Here is a 17,157-nt window from a genome sequence, read left to right on the forward strand (position 1 = left end):
ACATGGTCTGGTCTCTCGTACCGTTGGTGCTGTTCTGCATCATCATTGCGGGCATTGCCAGCCAGTGCACGTTCAGCCCGGGAGGCCCGACACAGGGGCCGATCCCGACCGTCGACATCGACGCAGCGCTGAACTACGACGCCAAGGAACTAGGCTTTCCGATCCGCAACCCGGGAACTCCGGGCGGATGGACACCCAACTCCGGTAGTCGGAAAGTGGTCGCCGGTGACGGGGGCGGCGATTCCAGCACTGTGGGATTCATCACCACTGCCGGCAGTTACATCCAGTTGACGCAGAGCAACGCCGAAGAATTTCCCTTGGTGTCGTATGTCGCCGGCGGTCAGCGTTTCGCGACCGGCGTCGAAGACATCGACGGTCACACTTGGAACGTCTTCGGTGGCGACGGCGTCGAGTCGATCTGGGTGACCGACATCGACGGTGTGCGCCTGCTGATCACCGGAGCGGCTCCGGCCGAGGACTTCACGACCTTGGCGCGCAGCGTCGGGCAAGCGCAGCCGCTGACACCCTAAGTCACGGCCGAGTTACTCGTCTGCGGCGGAGAGCGCCGTCTCGACGCGGGCTCGTGCACCGGCCAAATGCTCTTCGCAGCGCTTGGCCAGGGCTTCGCCGCGCTCCCACAACGACAGGGACGCGTCGAGGTCCAATCCGCCCTGCTCGAGGATCTTGACGACGCCCACGAGTTCGTCGCGGGCGGCCTCATAGCCGAGTTCGTTGATGTCGATATCGGCGGCGTTGTTGTCGGTGTTGCTCATTTTTCTTTTCCCATCACTGCGGCGCGCACGGCGCCGTCTGCAAGTCGAACTCGTATCTGTGTTCCGGGCGGCGAATCTTCGACCGAGCGCAGTACTTCCGGATGACCGTCGGCAACGATGCGTTGTACGACGGCATAGCCGCGGGCCAGCGTCGCGGCAGGACCGAGCGTCGTCAGCCGTGCCCGTAGGTGTTCGACGGTTCTGGCTTCGGCGTCGATCAGTCGGGTGACATCGCGTCGGACGGCGCTCTGAAGTCGTTCGATCTCTTCGCCCCGGCGGTCGATGGCCAACAGCGGCGACGCCATCACCGGTCGTGTCCGCAGTTGCTCGATGAGATTTGACTCTCGCCGGACCCAACTCCGCAGGGCAGCGGCGCTGCGATCGCGGAGTTCGGAAACCAAGGCTGCTTCTGCAACTGCGTCGGGAACAACCCGCTTGGCAGCGTCGGTGGGGGTGGCTGCGCGTAGGTCGGCGACGTGGTCGCTCAAGGGGCTGTCCGGTTCGTGTCCGATCGCACTGACGATGGGCGTCGTGCATGCGACGATCGCGCGGCACAGTGCCTCGTCGGAGAACGGAAGCAAATCTTCGACGCTTCCGCCGCCGCGCGCGAGGATGATGACATCCACTTCGGGGTTGGCGTCGAGATCCTTCAAGGCCTCGATGATCTGTGGCACTGCGGTCGGTCCTTGGACCGCGGTGTTACGTACCGCAATCGCGACAGCCGGCCAGCGGCGCTGCGCTACCGATACGACGTCTTTCTCGGCGGCGCTGGCGCGTCCCGTGATCAATCCGATGGTTCCGGGCAGGAACGGCAGCGGACGCTTGAGCCGTGGATCGAACAGGCCCTCGGCAGCCAGCAAGGCACGCAATCGTTCGATTCGGGCGAGTAGTTCGCCGATGCCGACGGCCCGGATCTCGGTCACCCGCAACGAGACTGTGCCTCGTCCGGTGTAGAACGAGAGCTTCCCGAACATCACGACCCGCGAACCCTCGGTCAGCGGGACCGGAGAATTGTGCAGTAGTTGCGGTGAGCACGTGACGGACAACGACATGTCTGCCGACGGGTCTCGGAGAACCAGAAATGCAGTCCGGGTTCCGGGACGCGCATTGATCTGCGTGATCTGACCCTCGACCCAGATGCTCCCGAGGCGGTCGATCCAACCGGCGACCTTCGCGGACACGGTACGGACGGGCCACGGCTGTTCCGGAGAACTGGCACCGGCCGAACGTTGCGGTGTTGACGGACCCTGTGCGGAAGTCACTTTGCCTTGGCTGTGGTGATGCGGTTGGTCAGCATGGTCTGGAACGGTGCACGTGCACGCGTTGCATTCTCGTATTCGAGGAGCGCCGAGAGGTCGCCGACGCTCATCGTCCGGATGCGGGCCCGCAGTTGTGCGAGTGTCAGATTGGCGTAATCGAGTTCGGTGACGATTTCGGGTTCCGCACTTTCGGCGGTGGCCTTGGTGTCGGTGTTTGCCTCTTCCGAAGCACTCTCGTCGATGACACCGTCGAGGGTTTCAGCCGAGGGATCTACCGAATAGAGCGCAAACCGGCCGGCGTTGGTCGCCGTGGGAGTGCCGTCCGGCGCAGTGCCATTCGAGCGCGGGGTTGTTGCGTCCTCGTCGAAAACAGCCCATTCCGGCTGCTCGTCGTCGCCGGACCAGTTGATCAGGGCAAAAGCCTGATCCCCTTTGATGGCCAGGGACGTGATCGACTGCTGAAGTCGCATGCTCGTCTGCAGCATCTGACTGACGGCGGTCATCGGCAGCGCGACTGCGGTGGTCGGAAGCTTCTTGGCTTCTTCCAGCGCGGTGACGGCGAGTCCCGCGGCGACGCGCGCCACGAACGGGGGTCGAATCATTCTCACAGCTTGCCGTAAAGCACCGACAATCGGTAGCCGACTGGCCTGTGGTGTGAGCTGGTACCTATCTGGATCTTCGCCGAAGTGGTGTATATCGAAGGTGCAAGTAGGCTGGTCGCATGTCTTCTGCTGTTCCTCTCAATCTCGGTATCGCGCGCTCGACGGATTCGCCGTCAATTCGTAAGGGCCCCGGCAAGCGGGTGCTTCTGGCAGAGCCACGTGGCTACTGCGCCGGCGTCGACCGCGCGGTGGAGACCGTGGAAAAGGCGCTCGAGAAGCACGGCGCACCGATCTACGTGCGTAAGGAGATCGTTCACAATCGCCACGTCGTGGAGACGCTGGAAGATCAGGGTGTGATCTTCGTAGACGAGACCGACGAGGTCCCCGAGGGCTCACTCCTCGTCTTCTCGGCGCACGGCGTATCACCGGCCGTCCATGACTCCGCGGCCGAACGTAACCTGCGCACGATCGACGCGACTTGCCCGCTTGTCACGAAGGTTCACCAGGAAGCCAAGCGGTTCGCCCGTGACGATTACGACATCCTCCTCATCGGTCACGAGGGCCACGAAGAAGTCGAAGGCACTGCCGGCGAGGCGCCCGATCACGTCACCATCGTCGACGGCCCCGACTCGGTGGACTCCGTCACTGTTCGTGATGAATCGAAGGTCATCTGGCTCTCACAGACAACGCTGAGCGTCGACGAGACCATGCAGACAGTTGCGCGTCTGCGTGAGCGATTCCCCCACTTGCAGGATCCGCCGTCCGACGACATCTGCTACGCCACCCAGAACCGTCAGGTTGCGGTCAAGGCCATGGCACCCGAGTGCGATCTCGTGATCGTGGTCGGCTCACGCAACTCGTCCAACTCGGTGCGCCTCGTCGAGGTTGCCCTGGGGGCAGGGGCGAAGGCGTCGTACCTGGTGGATTACGCACGCGAAGTTGATCTGGCGTGGCTCGACGGCGTCGAGACGGTCGGTATCACCTCCGGTGCATCAGTTCCCGAGGTACTGGTTCGGGGAGTCATCGATCTTCTGTCAGAGCATGGATTCAATGACGTGCAGTCGGTGACCACTGCCAACGAGACTCTGGTGTTTGCACTTCCCCGGGAGCTCAGGGCTTCACGTACGGTCTGAAGCCACAACGGATGAAAGAGAAAACCCCGGAACTTTTCAGTTCCGGGGTTTTGTCGTTTCAGTGGCAGTCAGTTCGGTGTCTCGTCGCGATCGCGGTAGCGGACACGAGGTGCCGGGTAGGCCGGTAGGTCGGCCCCTACTGGACGGCGACGCGGGGGTAGCGGTAAGTCTGAGTCACCGGACGCAAAGAACGGATCCATGCGTTCCTCGGAACGGCGTTGGCCGGCATCGGGAACTCGACTGTCTGGAACACGGCCTTCTGGAACACTGCCTTCTGGAACACTGCCTTCTGGAACACGGCCTTCCGGAACACGGCGTTCGCCGTACGACGGATACTCGCGGCGTTCGGCGACCGGCTGAGCGTGCGGTTGGGCGTGGTTCGGGGGCTGGTAGCGAGCGTCGGCGGGAGCGGAATTACGACGCGGCAGCGGACGGTAGTTGTATTCGGAATCACGAGGAACTGGCGGACGCTGCGAGGGACGCTCGGAGAGGCCACTGTGCGGCGCGTGGTCGACGCTACGTCGTCGTGGTTGCGGTGTTGCGTCGGTTGCGGCGACCGGAGGCCGGTTCTGCTCGGCGTTGCGCCGACGACGTTGCTGAGAATCAGGTGCAGGTTCGGGCACCGAGGCAGAGGCGGCCGCAGCAGAAGTACGCGAGGTCGGCGACGGTGATTCCGTGCGTCGGCTCCGAGTGGATCGAATAGCCCGCGTGGGTCGCTGATGCAAGAGGAAGTACCGGAACCCGCCGATCGCAAGAACTACGACAGTCGCACCCAGCATGACCGGGAAGCGATTCACCAAGGGCAATGCGACGTTGATCGCGATGTCGCGAAGCGCGGTGCTGTTGTCCTTGCCGATCAGTGTTTGCGCTACCGGCACGGACACGAACATCAGCAGCGGAGGTTGGGCCATGGCGGTGAACAACGAATTGTTCGCTGCGGCGATTACGGCAAAAACGCAACCGAGAAAGTAGAACGTCGAAAATGCCGAGGTCAGTTCTCCGCCGCCGCCGGACGCATCGATCAGAACGCCGACGGAGGTGAGACCAGCGGCGAGCAGAATTACTCCCCACCAAGGCAGGCCGGGGACCGTGACGATCAGAGATCGTTTGTCCAGCGGTACCCCGGAGCGAGCACGTTGGGTTGCAGACACACATTGACATTAGCCGCTCTCGTCGTGCGAGCCGTGTTTGTGCCGGTCGTGGCACCGCGATTGTTTGTCGGTGGCGTCCTCTAGCGTCACTGCCATGAAGATCTTGCACACGTCCGATTGGCACATAGGCCGCACTTTTCATGGTGTCGACTTGTTGGCGGATCAGGCCAGTGTGTTGAGCACGATTGCGGAGTTCGTTCGTGAACACAGCGTGGATGTCGTGGTCGTTCCCGGCGATATTTACGATCGGTCCATCCCCAGCTCTGACGCGGTCACGGTGTGCAACCGAGGGTTCGAGGCGATTCGCGACGCGGGTGCAGTCATCGTCGCGACATCCGGAAATCACGATTCGGCGGTGCGGTTGGGAGCCGGTGCTTCGTTCGCTGCTGCCGGCGGCTTGCACTTGATCACTCGGGTCGGTCAGATCAACTCTCCGGTGATTGTCGAGGATCAATTCGGTCCGGTTGCGTTCTACGGAATTCCCTACCTCGAACCGGAGATCACGCGGGTCGAGTTGGAGGTTCCGCGTGCCCGGAGCCATTCGGAGATTCTCGGGGCCGCGATGGCGCGAGTCCGGGCAGACCTGGCGGTGAGGCAAGAGAGTTCTCCCAATACCCGGTCGGTTCTTCTGGCACACGCTTTTGTGGTGGGCGCTGAGGCGACGGGTTCGGAGCGCTCCATTTCGGTGGGCGGTGTCGAGACGGTTTCGGCAAGCGAATTCGAGGGCGTCGATTATGTCGCGCTGGGTCACCTCCATTCGCCTCAGATGTTGACGGATCGCGTCTGGTATTCGGGTTCGCCGTTGCCGTACTCGTTCGGTGAACGCAGTCATGGCAAGGCCACGTTGTTGATCGAGCTCGACGCGTCGGGGCTCGTGTCGGTCCAGCGTCTCGAGCTTCCTTCGGTTCGTGGATTGCGCCAATTGACGGGCACTCTGGAAACGCTGCTCAGTTCCGCCGATCTTGCCGATGCTGAGGATTGCTACGTTTCGGCGCTGCTGACAGATCCGGTGCGGCCGATTGACGCCATGCGGCTGCTGCAGGGGCGTTTTCCTTTTGCCGTTCATCTCGAATGGCAGCGGCCCGAAGACAATTCGGAACTCAAATACCGTGATGCAGTCCGTGGGCGCAGTGACATGGAGATTGCCCAGGGCTTTGTCACGGCTGTTCGGAGCGATCCCAGTGAGAGCGAGATCAAGCTGATGGAAGCTGCTTTGAGCATGGCAGAGCGCGCCGAGGAAGCGACAGCAGAGTTGGGTGTGACGGCATGAGGCTCCACAAACTCGAGGTCACCGCGTTCGGTCCGTTTGCCGGCACCATCGAGGTCGACTTCGACAAACTGGGGGCCGACGGCCTGTTCCTTCTCCACGGAGATACCGGCGCCGGCAAGACCACGGTTCTCGACGCCGTGGCGTTCGCTCTGTACGGCAGGGTGCCCGGTGCCCGAAATGAAGGCAAGCGTCTGCTCTCCGATCATGCGCCGGCCGGCTCGGTGCCGCAGGTGTCACTCGAGGTGACCATCAGTGGCCGGCGCCTGAAACTTGTTCGTAGTCCAGAGTTTTCGCGTCCGAAAAAGCGTGGCAGTGGATCGATCGTCGAAAATGCCAAGGCTACTCTGGTGTGGTTGGACGGCCGCGGCGAGAACCTTTCCCGCATTCCCGATATCGGCGACGAGGTCAATCGTCTGATGGGAATGAGTGCCGATCAATTCTTCCAGGTGGTCCTGCTTCCGCAGGGGGAGTTCGCCAAGTTTCTGCGCGCGGAGAACGACGAGCGCGGCAAACTCCTCGAACGGCTCTTCGACACAAAGAAATTTGTGTCGGTGGAGGCGTGGTTCGACGAGAAGAAGAAGGCCAGCACCACCGCACTGGCAAACAAAGAGCAGGCAGTTTCCTTGTTGCTCGCCCGGGTCGAGACGGCGGCGGGCCTCGAAGTGGGTGCCGAGGCGCATCCTCTCGAATGGTCACGCAAACTCCTCGAAGAGTCACGGGACGGCCGCGACGCAACCGTCGTCGAGATGGAGAGCGCGAAAGCCGCTGCCAAGCAAGCGAATCAGAATCTGCACGTTGCGGAGCGAACTGCAGACCTGGTGCGTCGGCGAGACCGGGCACTCCTGGATCTCAATGCATTGAACGCTGGCGCCGCAGATCTGGCATTGGTTGCCGGAGAACTCGCAACCGCAAAATTGGCGCAGCCCGTGGCCGCTATTGCCCAAGACGCGGAATCGGCGCAGGCGGCGGTGGCGTCGGCTCTCGTCGTAGTCGAGAGCGCAGTGTCGAAATATTCGGTACGAGGTGGTCCAGACCTATTCGGTGGTGGAGTGTGGCCGCCGCTGGAGGATGAGCGTGAGCAGGTACTGGCCCAGGTTCGAGTGTGGCGAGACGAGATCGTTCGGCTCGACTCCGTAGTCGAAGAATCACGCAACGCCGATGCAGCGGAGTCGGAGACTCGCACGCTGTCAGTGAGACGCGCGGCGTTGACTGTACGGACCGAGGAGATTGTGCGTGAGCGGGCTCAGTTGCCCGATCAGTTACGCGCTGTCGCAACTGAACTCGATGTTGCACAGCGAGCTGAAGCATCGTTGTCCGGACTCGAATTGGCACGTGCCGCGGCAACGGATTCAGCGATGGCGGCACATGAACTGCGCGTCGTGCGTAAGCAAGCCGAGGCGGTCCGCGTCAAGGTGCTCGACGCACGTGAGGTCCATCAGGAAGCGCGTGGCCGTTGGCTTGATCGTGTGCAGACGCGCATCGAGGGTATGGCCGCAGAGTTGGCAAGTTCGCTCCAACCCGGCGACGCCTGCCAGGTGTGCGGTTCGCCGGAGCATCCGGCTCTCGCTCAACCCGCAAACGACAGTGCGACCGAGGCAGATGTCGAGACGGCAGCAGTCCGCGAACGCGCAGCAGAATCGGCGTTGAGCGCAGTTTTGGAGCAGGAGAGCGCGCTTGCGTTGGAGATCGACCGACTGAACGCTCGCGGCGGCGAGGGTGATCTCGAGGAGCTCGATCGACTGCGTGCCGAGGCGCAGTCAGCACTGGATACCGCGAAGTCCAAGGCCAGTCAGGTGGGGGAGTTGGTTTCGCGCTTGGCTGTGCTGAACGGTCGCGACACCGAACTCGAGCAGGAATCTGCATCGGTTTCGACAGAATCGGCGACAGTTGCCGAGCGAATCTCCGCACTCACGATTCGTGCCCAGAACATTCGCGCCGCGATTGTTACTGCCGCCGGCGAGGATTCGAGCGTTGCTGCCCGGCGAGCTCGATTCGAGGCACTGGCGTCGGCGGCTTCGGCGGCGTCGGACGCCCGGGAAGATGCGATGAGGGCGCAGACTCGCGCTGTCGAACTGTCGGCCAAACTGGCCGATGCAGCGGCGGCAGCAGGCTTCGACACTGTTCCGTCGGCGCTCGCCGCTGTCCGAACTCCCGCACGGATCGCCGCCATGGAAGCAGAGGTCGGCAAGGCTCGCGACCGCGAGGTTGCCGCACGCACAGTCTTGGACGACCCCGACGTCGCTGCGGTGCAGGACGTTACAACTGTGGATGTCGACGGACCTAAGCAGATTGCATCCGAACGTAGCGAGGCTGTCGATACGGCTGTGGCCGCAGCGTCTTTGGCTGAGAACCGTGTTGCCGACCTTGAACGGTTTACCGCTCAACTCGAGAAGGCCTACGAGGCAGTAGCGCCGCACCGGGCGCTTCACGACGAATTGGCGGCGATCGCCGACGTGATCGCCGGCAAGGGGCAGAACAACCGGAAGATGTCTTTGCGGTCGTACGTGCTCGCGTCGAGGCTCGAGGAAGTTGCGTTGTCGGCTTCGGTTCGCCTGCAACGGATGTCCGGTGGACGCTACGAGTTCGTGCACAGTGACGAAGCTGGATCACGAGGTCGCCGAGGTGGCCTGGGGCTCGACATCCGCGACGATTTCACCGGCGTCGTACGGTCGGCGAAGACGCTCTCCGGTGGTGAGTCTTTCTTGGCTTCACTGTCTTTGGCGTTGGGTCTTGCCGATGTCGTGGCCGCAGAATCGGGTGGAGTTGTTCTGGACACCATGTTCATCGACGAGGGATTCGGCACGCTCGACGCGGACACCCTCGATTCGGTGATGGGTGTCTTGGACGAGCTTCGTGATGGCGGACGAGTCGTCGGAATTGTGAGCCACGTCGACGAGATGCGTCAGCGGATCCCGAGTCGCCTACACGTCATTCGGGGACGTGCAGGCTCCTCGGTGAAAGTGATCGCCGGCTGATCAGGCCTTATGGCCCTCCGGAAGTGCGTCGGTCTCATCCCTGACGATGTCCGAGGTATCGCTCGCGGGCAGCGGTTCGTTGTCGATGGCCCGTTCATCGATCTGCTCGCCGATGTAGCGGATCACCACTGCGGTGACGGCTGCGACGGGTACTGCCAGGAATGCGCCCACAATTCCGTAGAGGGAACTGCCGGCGGCAACGGCGAGTAGAACAATCACCGCATGCAGTTTCATGGACTTGCTCTGCAAAACCGGCTGCAGAACGTTGCCTTCGATCTGCTGCACCAGCAAGATGAGGACGAGCACGATCATGGCTGTGGTGAATCCGTTGGCCACCAAGGCAACCAGAACTGCCAGTGCTCCGGCGACAAATGCGCCGACGATCGGGATGAAGCCACCGATGAACGTGAGAATCGCCAATACCGGCGCCAAGGGGACTCCGAGAATCAACAGACCGGCCCCGATGAACACAGCGTCGATCAGACTCACCAGAGCCTGCGTACGGATGAATCCTCCGAGGGTGTCCCACATCCGGATGAGGACCTCTTCGAGGTGTCGCCCGGCTTTTCCGCCGGTAACCGAATGCAGCCACGGGATGAAGCGGGGGCCGTCCTTGATGAAGAAGAACGACAAGATCAGCACGAGGCCAAGTGTCACGAGGAGTGAACTCGCGGTACTCACTCCACTGAATACGCCGGAGGCAATCGCTGTTCCACTTTCCTGGACCTTCGCGATGACCGAGTGGACGGCATTGTCGATCTGATCGTCCTGCAAGTTCAGGGGTGGGCCTTGTAGCCAGTCCTGAACTTGGTTGATGCCTTGGGTTGTCTTGTTCGCGAGTTCAGGGGCCTGGCTGACCACCGAAGGAACGATTCCGGCGATCACACCCGCGAGTACGCCGATGGAGAGAACCAAGGTAATGCCGGCCGCTGCTGCTGCGGGCATACCCCGTTTGATCATTCCGCGCGTGGGTGGCCACATGACCGTCGCCAGCACAATGGCCAGGGCGATGGGCAAGATGATCACCCAGAGCCTTGCGATCATCCAGCCGAAGATCCATGCACCTAATGCAATCGCGGCCAGTACCAGCGACCATTTGGCCAGCCACATACCGCCTTGCCCGATAATTTCGCCACGGTCACGCTTTCGCGTGGGAGTCGGCCCGGTTGCCGCGTTGTCTTGCTCGCTCACTGATCGTCCTTTCGGTCGGCGCAGGGTTCTCCTTGCCGATGTGAATCCGCTGATCTCGCTCGACTGATCGTATCGACTGGGAGAAGTTGCGCAGGCAGACACGATTGCGACATGCCTTTCTGTACTTGTGACACCGGTACGCGACTAGCATTTCTGTTATGAAAATCGCAGCAGCAGTTATGGCAGCCGCAATTGTTGTTCTCGGACTGGGTGCATGCAGTACCGAGAGCAAGAACGACGCCCAGAACCAGGTCAGCAACGCTCTGACCAGTGGACAGCAAGCTTTGGAGAGCGCAAAGCAGTCAGCCGGTACTGCAATCGATCAGGGCAAGTCCGCTCTGTTCGTTGCGACTTTTCGAGGCGCGTATGCGCCGTTGGCGGCCGATCGTGATGACGCGGACATCGAAAAGATCCTGACGACGACCTGCACTGAAGTCGCGAAGGGGACCGACAAGGAGGCTGTGGAGAAGGAGATCATCACGCTCGCTGAGAACAACGGCACGGTTCCGACTCAGGAACAGGCAGGCCACATTTACGAATTGGCGAAGGCCGCCTGCCCCTGAACCGTGTCATAAGAAGGGATGTGGTCAGCAGCAGCGGGCGCCCGGGTTGGTGTCCGCTGCTGCGTGACGTTGACGCCAGAATTCTCGTTCGCTCATGACCTGAGCATCAGTGTGGTGGCGGCGCGTGTGCTCGACGTATCGTGCGTAGTCCAAATCGCCCATCACCGAGCGAACCCACCACAGGACACCGCGTAACCCCGCAACGATCTTGTTTGCCATGGTCAGTGACCACCTCCGTGTGCTGCGCCGGGCGCCCTCACCTTGCCGGCCTTGATCAGTTCGTCCCACTCTTTCTGCACTGTTTTTTCGGCCGGGGTAGTGAGGAATCCGGCCGGACCGAATATCTTGGACGGCTCCTCCGGCGATTCGGTTGTGGGTAAGCCGCCAGCGCGGAAAGCCTTGAGACACACGACGAGTCCGGCGATTACGACGATGAGTACGAGGACAGCGAACGTGATCGACAGTGTTCCCTGAATGAACGTGTTTCGAATGACGGCGTCGATGGCTTCAGGTGTCTTGGCGGATCCGAACGAGGTCTTTCCCGCTTCTTTCGCATCCTTGAATGCATTGTGTTGCGCCCAGTAGCCGATGGACGTGTTCGACGAGAAGATTTTCTGCCACGACGCCGTCATTGTCACCAACAGATCCCAGAACAACGGCACGCCTGGAATCCACGCCCATGTGAACAAGCCTTTCTTCATGACGATCGTCAGTACGACGGTCAGGGCCATTGCCGCGAGAAGTTGGTTGGCGATGCCGAACAGCGGGAAAAGCGTGTTGATGCCGCCGAGCGGATCGGTAACTCCCATCAGCAGGATCGCACCCCAGGCAGCAACGACGATCAAGGAACAGAGCCACGCGCCGATGCGCCACGACGGGTCCTTGAACTTTTTGGCGGCACCGCCGAAGTTGCCGAGTGAATCCGAGAGCATGAATCGGGCGACGCGGGTGCCGGCGTCGATCGTCGTGAGAATGAACAAGGCCTCGAACATGATCGCGAAGTGGTACCAGAACGATTTGAGTGAGGAACCGCCGAAGACATCGCTGAGGACTTGGGACATACCCAAAGCAAGAGTCGGTGCGCCGCCGGTCCGCGAGATGATGGAGTGTTCACCCACATCCGCGGCCGCCTGGCTCAGGACGTCGGGAAATATGGGACCGCTCGAAAGGTTGAGACTGTTGACGTAATCGGCTGCGGTTTCCGGTGTTCCGCCCGTCAGTGCAGCCGGAGCATTGAGGGCGAAGTACAGATGCTGATCAAGAATGCAGGCGGTGACAAGAGCCATGATCGCCACGAAGGATTCGGTGAGCATGCCCCCGTATCCGATCATCTTCGTCTGGCTTTCCTTCTCCAACAGCTTGGGAGTGGTTCCCGACGCGATGAGTGCGTGAAAGCCGGACAGCGCTCCGCAGGCGATGGTGATGAACAGGAACGGGAACAGTGAACCTGCGAAGGCCGGACCGTTTCCTTCCGTCGCAAAGGGAGTTACCGCAGGCATGTTCAGGAGAGGACGGGCGACAAGAATTCCGATGGCCAGCAGTGCAATCGTGCCGACCTTCATGAACGTCGACAGGTAGTCGCGCGGCGCGAGGAGCAACCAGACGGGTAGGACCGACGCGGCGAATCCGTACGCGATCAGCATCCAGGCGATGACTACCGGGGAAAACGTGAACCAGTTGACGCCCCACTCGGTATCGGCGACCCAGCCGCCCGAAATGATGGCGAAGAGCAGCAGGACAACGCCGATCAAGGAAACTTCCGATACTTTTCCGGGACGCAGGTAGCGGAGGTAAACGCCCATGAACAGGGCAATCGGGATGGTCAAGGCGATGGAGAAGATACCCCAGGGGCTTTCGGCTAGCGCGTTGACAACAACAAGTCCGAGCACCGCGATGAGGATGATCATGATGACGAAGACGCCGATCAAGGCGGCGACGCCACCGACAAGGCCCAGTTCTTCGCGGGCCATCTGACCGAGACTGCGTCCGCGCCTCTTCGACGAGATCCACAGAACCAGAAAATCTTGCACGGCCCCGGCAAATACGACGCCGATGATGATCCACAGTGTTCCGGGGAGGTAGCCCATTTGAGCCGCGAGGACTGGGCCGACCAGTGGGCCGGCGCCCGCAATTGCAGCGAAGTGATGGCCGAACAGAACTCGTCGGTCGGTCGGCATGTAGTCCGTGCCGTTTTCCATGATCTCGGCGGGGGTAGCGATGTCGTCGCGAGGCTTGACGATTTTGCGTTCGATCAACCGGGCATAGAACCGATACGCGATGAGGTAGGTGCAGATCGCGGCCAATACGAACCAGACGGCGCTGATGTGCTCGCCGCGCACAATCGCGATCACGTACCAGGAAACGCCGCCCACCAGTCCGAGTATCAGGAATACGACACGTGCGGTCGGTGAAATGGGGGTGCGATCTACTACGCCGACGGGTGGCAGGTCAGGATCTGTTTTCAGGTACTCGATATCCGGCTCGGGTGCTGCTTTCAGACTCATCGACGAACTCCGTCCAGTCGCACATGTGTGTCCTGCATCACTGTGGGGCACTTGTCACTGTAAGACTCGGAGTGGGCATCCGCAGTATCAAAAACGGTCAGCGTCGGCATCGATCCAATCGGTGAGCCAACTCTGTGGTGGAGACTCGAGAAGTTCGGCCGGCATCAGCCATTCGAAGAGTTCGGCGTACGTGCATGTTGTCAGGCCGTCGACGCGGCGGTTGAGCATTGACGGTTGCAGTTCGTCGAAGGAGTCGAGTCCCATGGACGCGATCATCTGACTCGCGCTTGCGACTGTCGCCTTCTGGAATCGGTACACCCGCTCGGTTTTGTCCGGAACGTCAAGTGCGCGTGTGCGTGCCGGGTCCTGGGTGGTTACCCCGACCGGGCAGCGATTGGTATGGCACATCTGAGCTTGAATGCAGCCGACCGCGAACATCATTGCGCGAGCCGCCATGGTGAAATCTGCGCCTTGCATGATGCGTTTGACTACGTCGGATCCACTGGCAACCTTGCCCGACGCTCCCACCTTCACCTGGTCGCGTAATCCGGTTCCCACCAAGGCATTGTGGACGAGCATCAGGCCTTCGGTGAGCGGCATTCCCATGTGATCCTCGAACTCGACGGGCCCCGCTCCGGTGCCGCCCTCGGAGCCGTCGACGATGATGAAGTCGGGAGTGATGTCGCGTTCGATCATGGCCTTGCAGATACTCAGGAATTCACGGCGCGATCCGATGCACAGCTTCATGCCGACCGGCTTGCCGCCGGACAGGCGGCGCAAGGTGGCAATGAACTCGACCAGTTCGATGGGCGTCGAAAATGCGGTGTGCGCTGGTGGTGATATCACCGTTTTTCCGACGGGAACTCCTCGTGTTTCAGCGATTTCGTGCGAAACCTTCGCTCCGGGCAGGACTCCGCCGAGTCCAGGCTTTGCGCCCTGCGAGAGCTTGATCGAGATGGCTTTGACCTGATCGGACGTTGCGTGTTGGGCGAACTTCTCGGGATCGAAGGTGCCGTCAGCGGATCGGCAACCGAAGTAGCCGGAGGCAATTTCCCAGATCAGATCGCCGCCATGCTTGCGGTGGTATGGGCTGATCGCGCCCTCGCCGGTGTCGTGGGCGAATCCGCCGCGTGCCGCGCCGGCATTGAGGGCTTCGATTGCGTTGGCGGACAACGAACCGAAGCTCATCGCCGAGACGTTGAGCAGGGCGATGTCGTAGGGCTTGGTGCAATCACGTCCGCCCAGACGAACATGCGGAATTGTGTCCGGAGCGGTGTGTGCCCGTAGCGAATGGATCATGAACTCGTAGCCGACGGCATTGACGTCGCGTTCGGTGCCGAACGGTTCTTCAGCGAGAGTCCCCTTTGCGCGCTCGTACACCAGATCGCGTGTCTCCCGATCGAAAGGAGTTCCATCGGTGGATGATTCGATGAAGTACTGCTGAATTTCGGGTCGGATTTTCTCCAGGAGGAACCGCGCATGGCCGAGTATCGGGTAGTTCCGCAAAATGCTGTGTCGGCGTTGCAGTACGTCGTAAGTCCCGACGCCGGCCAAGGCGAGCAGCAGTACTCCGATCACCCACCATCCTGGCGAGGCAAACACTCCGAGCGTCGCGGCACCGAGGCCGAGCGCCCACATCACGAACACGATCAGCAGTCGAGTCACTCCGCGAGCCTAGGCGCACACTCCGACACACACCGGCCAAGTTCTAGGATCACAACCATGAGCGTCACCAGATGGCAGTCCGAGCGTTCCGAATCCGATTCACGCCAATACATCGAGCGTTTCGACAATCTGGCGCAGCAGGGCGCAGATATACATGGCGAGGCCCGGTTTGTCGACGCCGTAGTCGGGAGGGGCTCGCGAATCCTGGACGCAGGTTGTGGAACCGGGCGCGTCGGGCTCGAACTCGCGCGGCGTGGGCACTTGGTGACATCCGTCGACCTCGATCCCGTCTTGATCGCTGATGCTCTCACGCATCCCGAACTCGACGTGCACCTCGGTGATCTCGCGGAACTCGATCTGGGTAAGAAGTTCGACGCCGTCGTCGCAGCCGGAAATGTATTCATCTTTCTGGCACGCGGTACCGAGCACACCGTCCTGCGCCGGCTGGCAGACCACCTCGAACCGGGCGGCGTTCTGATCACCGGTTTCGCGACGGACTACGACTACGGCGTCGACAACTTCGACTCGGACCTCGCTGCCGTCGGATTGAGCGTCGAGCAGAGGTTCTCGACGTGGGATCTGCGTCAATGGCGCGCCGACGCGACCTGGGTTGTCACTCTCGCCCGCAAGAATTAGGCCCGACTGTCCGTTAGGTTCTCAGGAACAGTGTTCGAACCTATCTATGGGGTACCGATGACAGATCCACAAGATCCGAAGAATGCTTACGAGGCCGCGCCGCCGTACAACCAGTACGGCGCAGCGCCGCAGGCTCCCAGTACCGAGCAGTACTCGAGCGGTCAATACACGGCTCCGCAGCAATACAGTGCGGCGCCGACGTACGCGGCTCCGCAGTACGGTCCGCCGAAGTCGAATGCAGGCTGGGCAGTCGCGTCGATCATCTTCTTCTGGCCGGTGGCGTTCGCAGCCTTCAACCACCTGCACGACATCTACCCCAAGTGGGCGATGGGTGATCATCAGGGCGCGCAGTACGCGTCGGATCGTGTGAAGAAGCTCGGCCAGATCTCGCTGGGAATCTTTCTCGCTGGATGGGTTCTATTGATCATCTTCTACATCATCATCATCGCTGCGGCGGTGTCGTCGGTGAACAGCACGTACAACTGATGCCAACATGGCGACGCGAGGGTGGGGCGACTGACCCACGCGTCGCCGTGAGGCCGTAGAATCCACAGACCGTGAGCCTTACCCTCGGAATCGTCGGACTGCCCAACGTCGGCAAGTCCACCCTCTTCAATGCACTGACCAACAACGACGTGTTGGCTGCGAACTACCCGTTCGCGACCATCGAACCCAACGTCGGCCTGGTCGAGTTGCCTGATCCGCGGCTGCAGAAGCTCGCCGAGATCTTCGGTTCCGAGCGCATTCTGCCTGCGACGGTGTCCTTCGTCGACATCGCCGGCATCGTGAAGGGCGCTTCCGAAGGTGCTGGTCTTGGCAACAAGTTCCTCGCCAACATTCGTGAAGCCGACGCAATCTGCCAGGTAGTTCGCGTCTTCGCCGACGACGATGTCATCCACGTCGACGGCAAGGTCGATCCGGCTTCGGACATCGAGGTCATCGAGACCGAACTCGTGATCGCGGACATGCAGACCTTGGAAAAGGCGCTGCCGCGTCTGGACAAGGAAGCGCGCAAGAACAAGGAATTCAAGCCTGCGTACGAAGAGGCTCTCAAGGCTCAGGAATTCCTCAACGCGGGTACGACGCTCTTCAGCGTCAAGGACAAGCTCGACTTCGCACTTCTGCGTGAGCTGAGCCTGCTGACCACCAAGCCCTTCCTTTACGTCTTCAACGCCGACGAGGCAGTGCTCACCGACGCCGCGAAGATCGCCGAGTTGCGCGCTTCCGTTGCGCCGGCCGACGCAGTGTTCCTCGACGCGAAGGTCGAACAGGAACTCCTCGAACTCGACGAGGAAGACCGCCAGGAAATGCTCGACTCCATCGGTCAGACCGAGCCCGGCCTTTACGCGCTCGCTCGCACCGGTTTCCACACCCTCGGCTTGCAGACCTACCTGACGGCTGGTCCGAAGGAAGCTCGCGCCTGGACCATCCACAA

16 protein-coding genes are annotated in these 17,157 nt (G+C 61.3%); 8 read left to right on the forward strand and 8 right to left on the reverse strand.

All coding sequences use genetic code 11. The features are described 5' to 3' along the window. The first annotated feature begins 2 nt into the window (after window positions 1-2). Window positions 3-530 (forward strand): DUF4245 domain-containing protein, encoded by a 528-nt coding sequence (locus QM600_RS25540; RefSeq protein ID WP_283264488.1) that lies wholly within the window; start codon window positions 3-5, stop codon window positions 528-530. A gap of 12 nt (window positions 531-542) precedes the next feature. Here QM600_RS25540 and QM600_RS25545 read toward each other — a convergent pair whose 3' ends face one another. Genes QM600_RS25545 through QM600_RS25555 form a run of 3 tightly spaced genes read right to left on the reverse strand, consistent with a single transcriptional unit; the run spans window position 543 to window position 2,634 of the window. After that, entirely contained in the window at window positions 543-773 is a 231-nt protein-coding gene (locus QM600_RS25545; RefSeq protein WP_169632369.1) for an exodeoxyribonuclease VII small subunit, read from the reverse strand. Continuing rightward, window positions 770-2,035: an exodeoxyribonuclease VII large subunit gene (gene xseA / locus QM600_RS25550; protein WP_283264490.1), complete on the reverse strand. Its 1,266-nt coding sequence runs from the start codon at window positions 2,033-2,035 to the stop codon at window positions 770-772. The genes QM600_RS25545 and xseA overlap by 4 nt, the downstream gene beginning before the upstream one ends. After that, window positions 2,032-2,634, reverse strand: a complete 603-nt coding sequence (locus QM600_RS25555; protein ID WP_283264491.1) for a lipid droplet-associated protein — start codon at window positions 2,632-2,634, stop codon at window positions 2,032-2,034. The genes xseA and QM600_RS25555 overlap by 4 nt, the downstream gene beginning before the upstream one ends. A gap of 119 nt (window positions 2,635-2,753) precedes the next feature. Between QM600_RS25555 and QM600_RS25560 the strand changes: the two genes are divergently transcribed. Beyond that, window positions 2,754-3,767 carry a 4-hydroxy-3-methylbut-2-enyl diphosphate reductase gene (locus tag QM600_RS25560; RefSeq protein WP_283264493.1) on the forward strand — a complete coding sequence of 338 codons (1,014 nt, stop codon included), beginning with the start codon at window positions 2,754-2,756 and terminating at the stop codon, window positions 3,765-3,767. 68 nt (window positions 3,768-3,835) lie between these two features. On the opposite strand, the gene QM600_RS25565 is transcribed toward QM600_RS25560, so the two are convergent. Continuing rightward, window positions 3,836-4,918, reverse strand: a complete 1,083-nt coding sequence (locus tag QM600_RS25565; RefSeq protein ID WP_283264494.1) for a DUF6542 domain-containing protein — start codon at window positions 4,916-4,918, stop codon at window positions 3,836-3,838. Between the two features lie 94 nt (window positions 4,919-5,012). On the opposite strand from QM600_RS25565, the gene QM600_RS25570 reads away from it, so the two are divergent. Beyond that, window positions 5,013-6,188 carry an exonuclease SbcCD subunit D gene (locus tag QM600_RS25570; protein ID WP_283264495.1) on the forward strand — a complete coding sequence of 392 codons (1,176 nt, stop codon included), beginning with the start codon at window positions 5,013-5,015 and terminating at the stop codon, window positions 6,186-6,188. Continuing rightward, on the forward strand, window positions 6,185-9,163 hold the full coding sequence (locus QM600_RS25575; protein ID WP_283264497.1) for an AAA family ATPase: 2,979 nt from the start codon (window positions 6,185-6,187) through the stop codon (window positions 9,161-9,163). Before QM600_RS25570 ends, QM600_RS25575 begins: the two co-directional genes overlap by 4 nt. On the opposite strand, the gene QM600_RS25580 is transcribed toward QM600_RS25575, so the two are convergent. Further along, entirely contained in the window at window positions 9,164-10,354 is a 1,191-nt protein-coding gene (locus QM600_RS25580) for an AI-2E family transporter (protein WP_283264499.1), read from the reverse strand. It abuts the gene before it with no gap. A 158-nt stretch (window positions 10,355-10,512) separates the two neighbouring features. On the opposite strand from QM600_RS25580, the gene QM600_RS25585 reads away from it, so the two are divergent. Beyond that, window positions 10,513-10,917 carry a hypothetical protein gene (locus QM600_RS25585; protein ID WP_283264501.1) on the forward strand — a complete coding sequence of 135 codons (405 nt, stop codon included), beginning with the start codon at window positions 10,513-10,515 and terminating at the stop codon, window positions 10,915-10,917. Between the two features lie 24 nt (window positions 10,918-10,941). Here the strand turns inward: QM600_RS25585 and QM600_RS25590 are convergent, their stop codons facing one another. The 3 genes from QM600_RS25590 to QM600_RS25600 form a co-directional block, all read right to left on the reverse strand. Beyond that, on the reverse strand, window positions 10,942-11,136 hold the full coding sequence (locus tag QM600_RS25590; RefSeq protein ID WP_283264503.1) for a YbdD/YjiX family protein: 195 nt from the start codon (window positions 11,134-11,136) through the stop codon (window positions 10,942-10,944). A 2-nt stretch (window positions 11,137-11,138) separates the two neighbouring features. Further along, the gene (locus QM600_RS25595) at window positions 11,139-13,421 is read right to left on the reverse strand and encodes a carbon starvation CstA family protein (RefSeq protein WP_283264505.1); all 2,283 of its coding nucleotides are present in this window, start codon (window positions 13,419-13,421) and stop codon (window positions 11,139-11,141) included. Between the two features lie 87 nt (window positions 13,422-13,508). Continuing rightward, on the reverse strand, window positions 13,509-15,086 hold the full coding sequence (locus QM600_RS25600; RefSeq protein WP_283264507.1) for an FMN-binding glutamate synthase family protein: 1,578 nt from the start codon (window positions 15,084-15,086) through the stop codon (window positions 13,509-13,511). Window positions 15,087-15,143: 57 nt separating this feature from the next. Here QM600_RS25600 and QM600_RS25605 point away from each other — a divergent pair, with 57 nt between their 5' ends. The 3 genes from QM600_RS25605 to ychF all read left to right on the forward strand — a co-directional run. Further along, window positions 15,144-15,722, forward strand: coding sequence for a class I SAM-dependent methyltransferase (locus QM600_RS25605; protein ID WP_283264508.1), 579 nt, complete (start codon window positions 15,144-15,146; stop codon window positions 15,720-15,722). A 57-nt stretch (window positions 15,723-15,779) separates the two neighbouring features. Further along, entirely contained in the window at window positions 15,780-16,208 is a 429-nt protein-coding gene (locus tag QM600_RS25610) for a CD225/dispanin family protein (RefSeq protein WP_283264509.1), read from the forward strand. 71 nt (window positions 16,209-16,279) lie between these two features. After that, window positions 16,280-17,157: redox-regulated ATPase YchF (gene ychF / locus QM600_RS25615; protein WP_283264510.1), on the forward strand; the 878-nt coding region annotated here is incomplete at its 3' end.

The sequence above is a fragment of the Rhodococcus sp. IEGM 1379 genome (genome assembly GCF_030056815.1).
Classification (GTDB): domain Bacteria; phylum Actinomycetota; class Actinomycetes; order Mycobacteriales; family Mycobacteriaceae; genus Rhodococcus_F.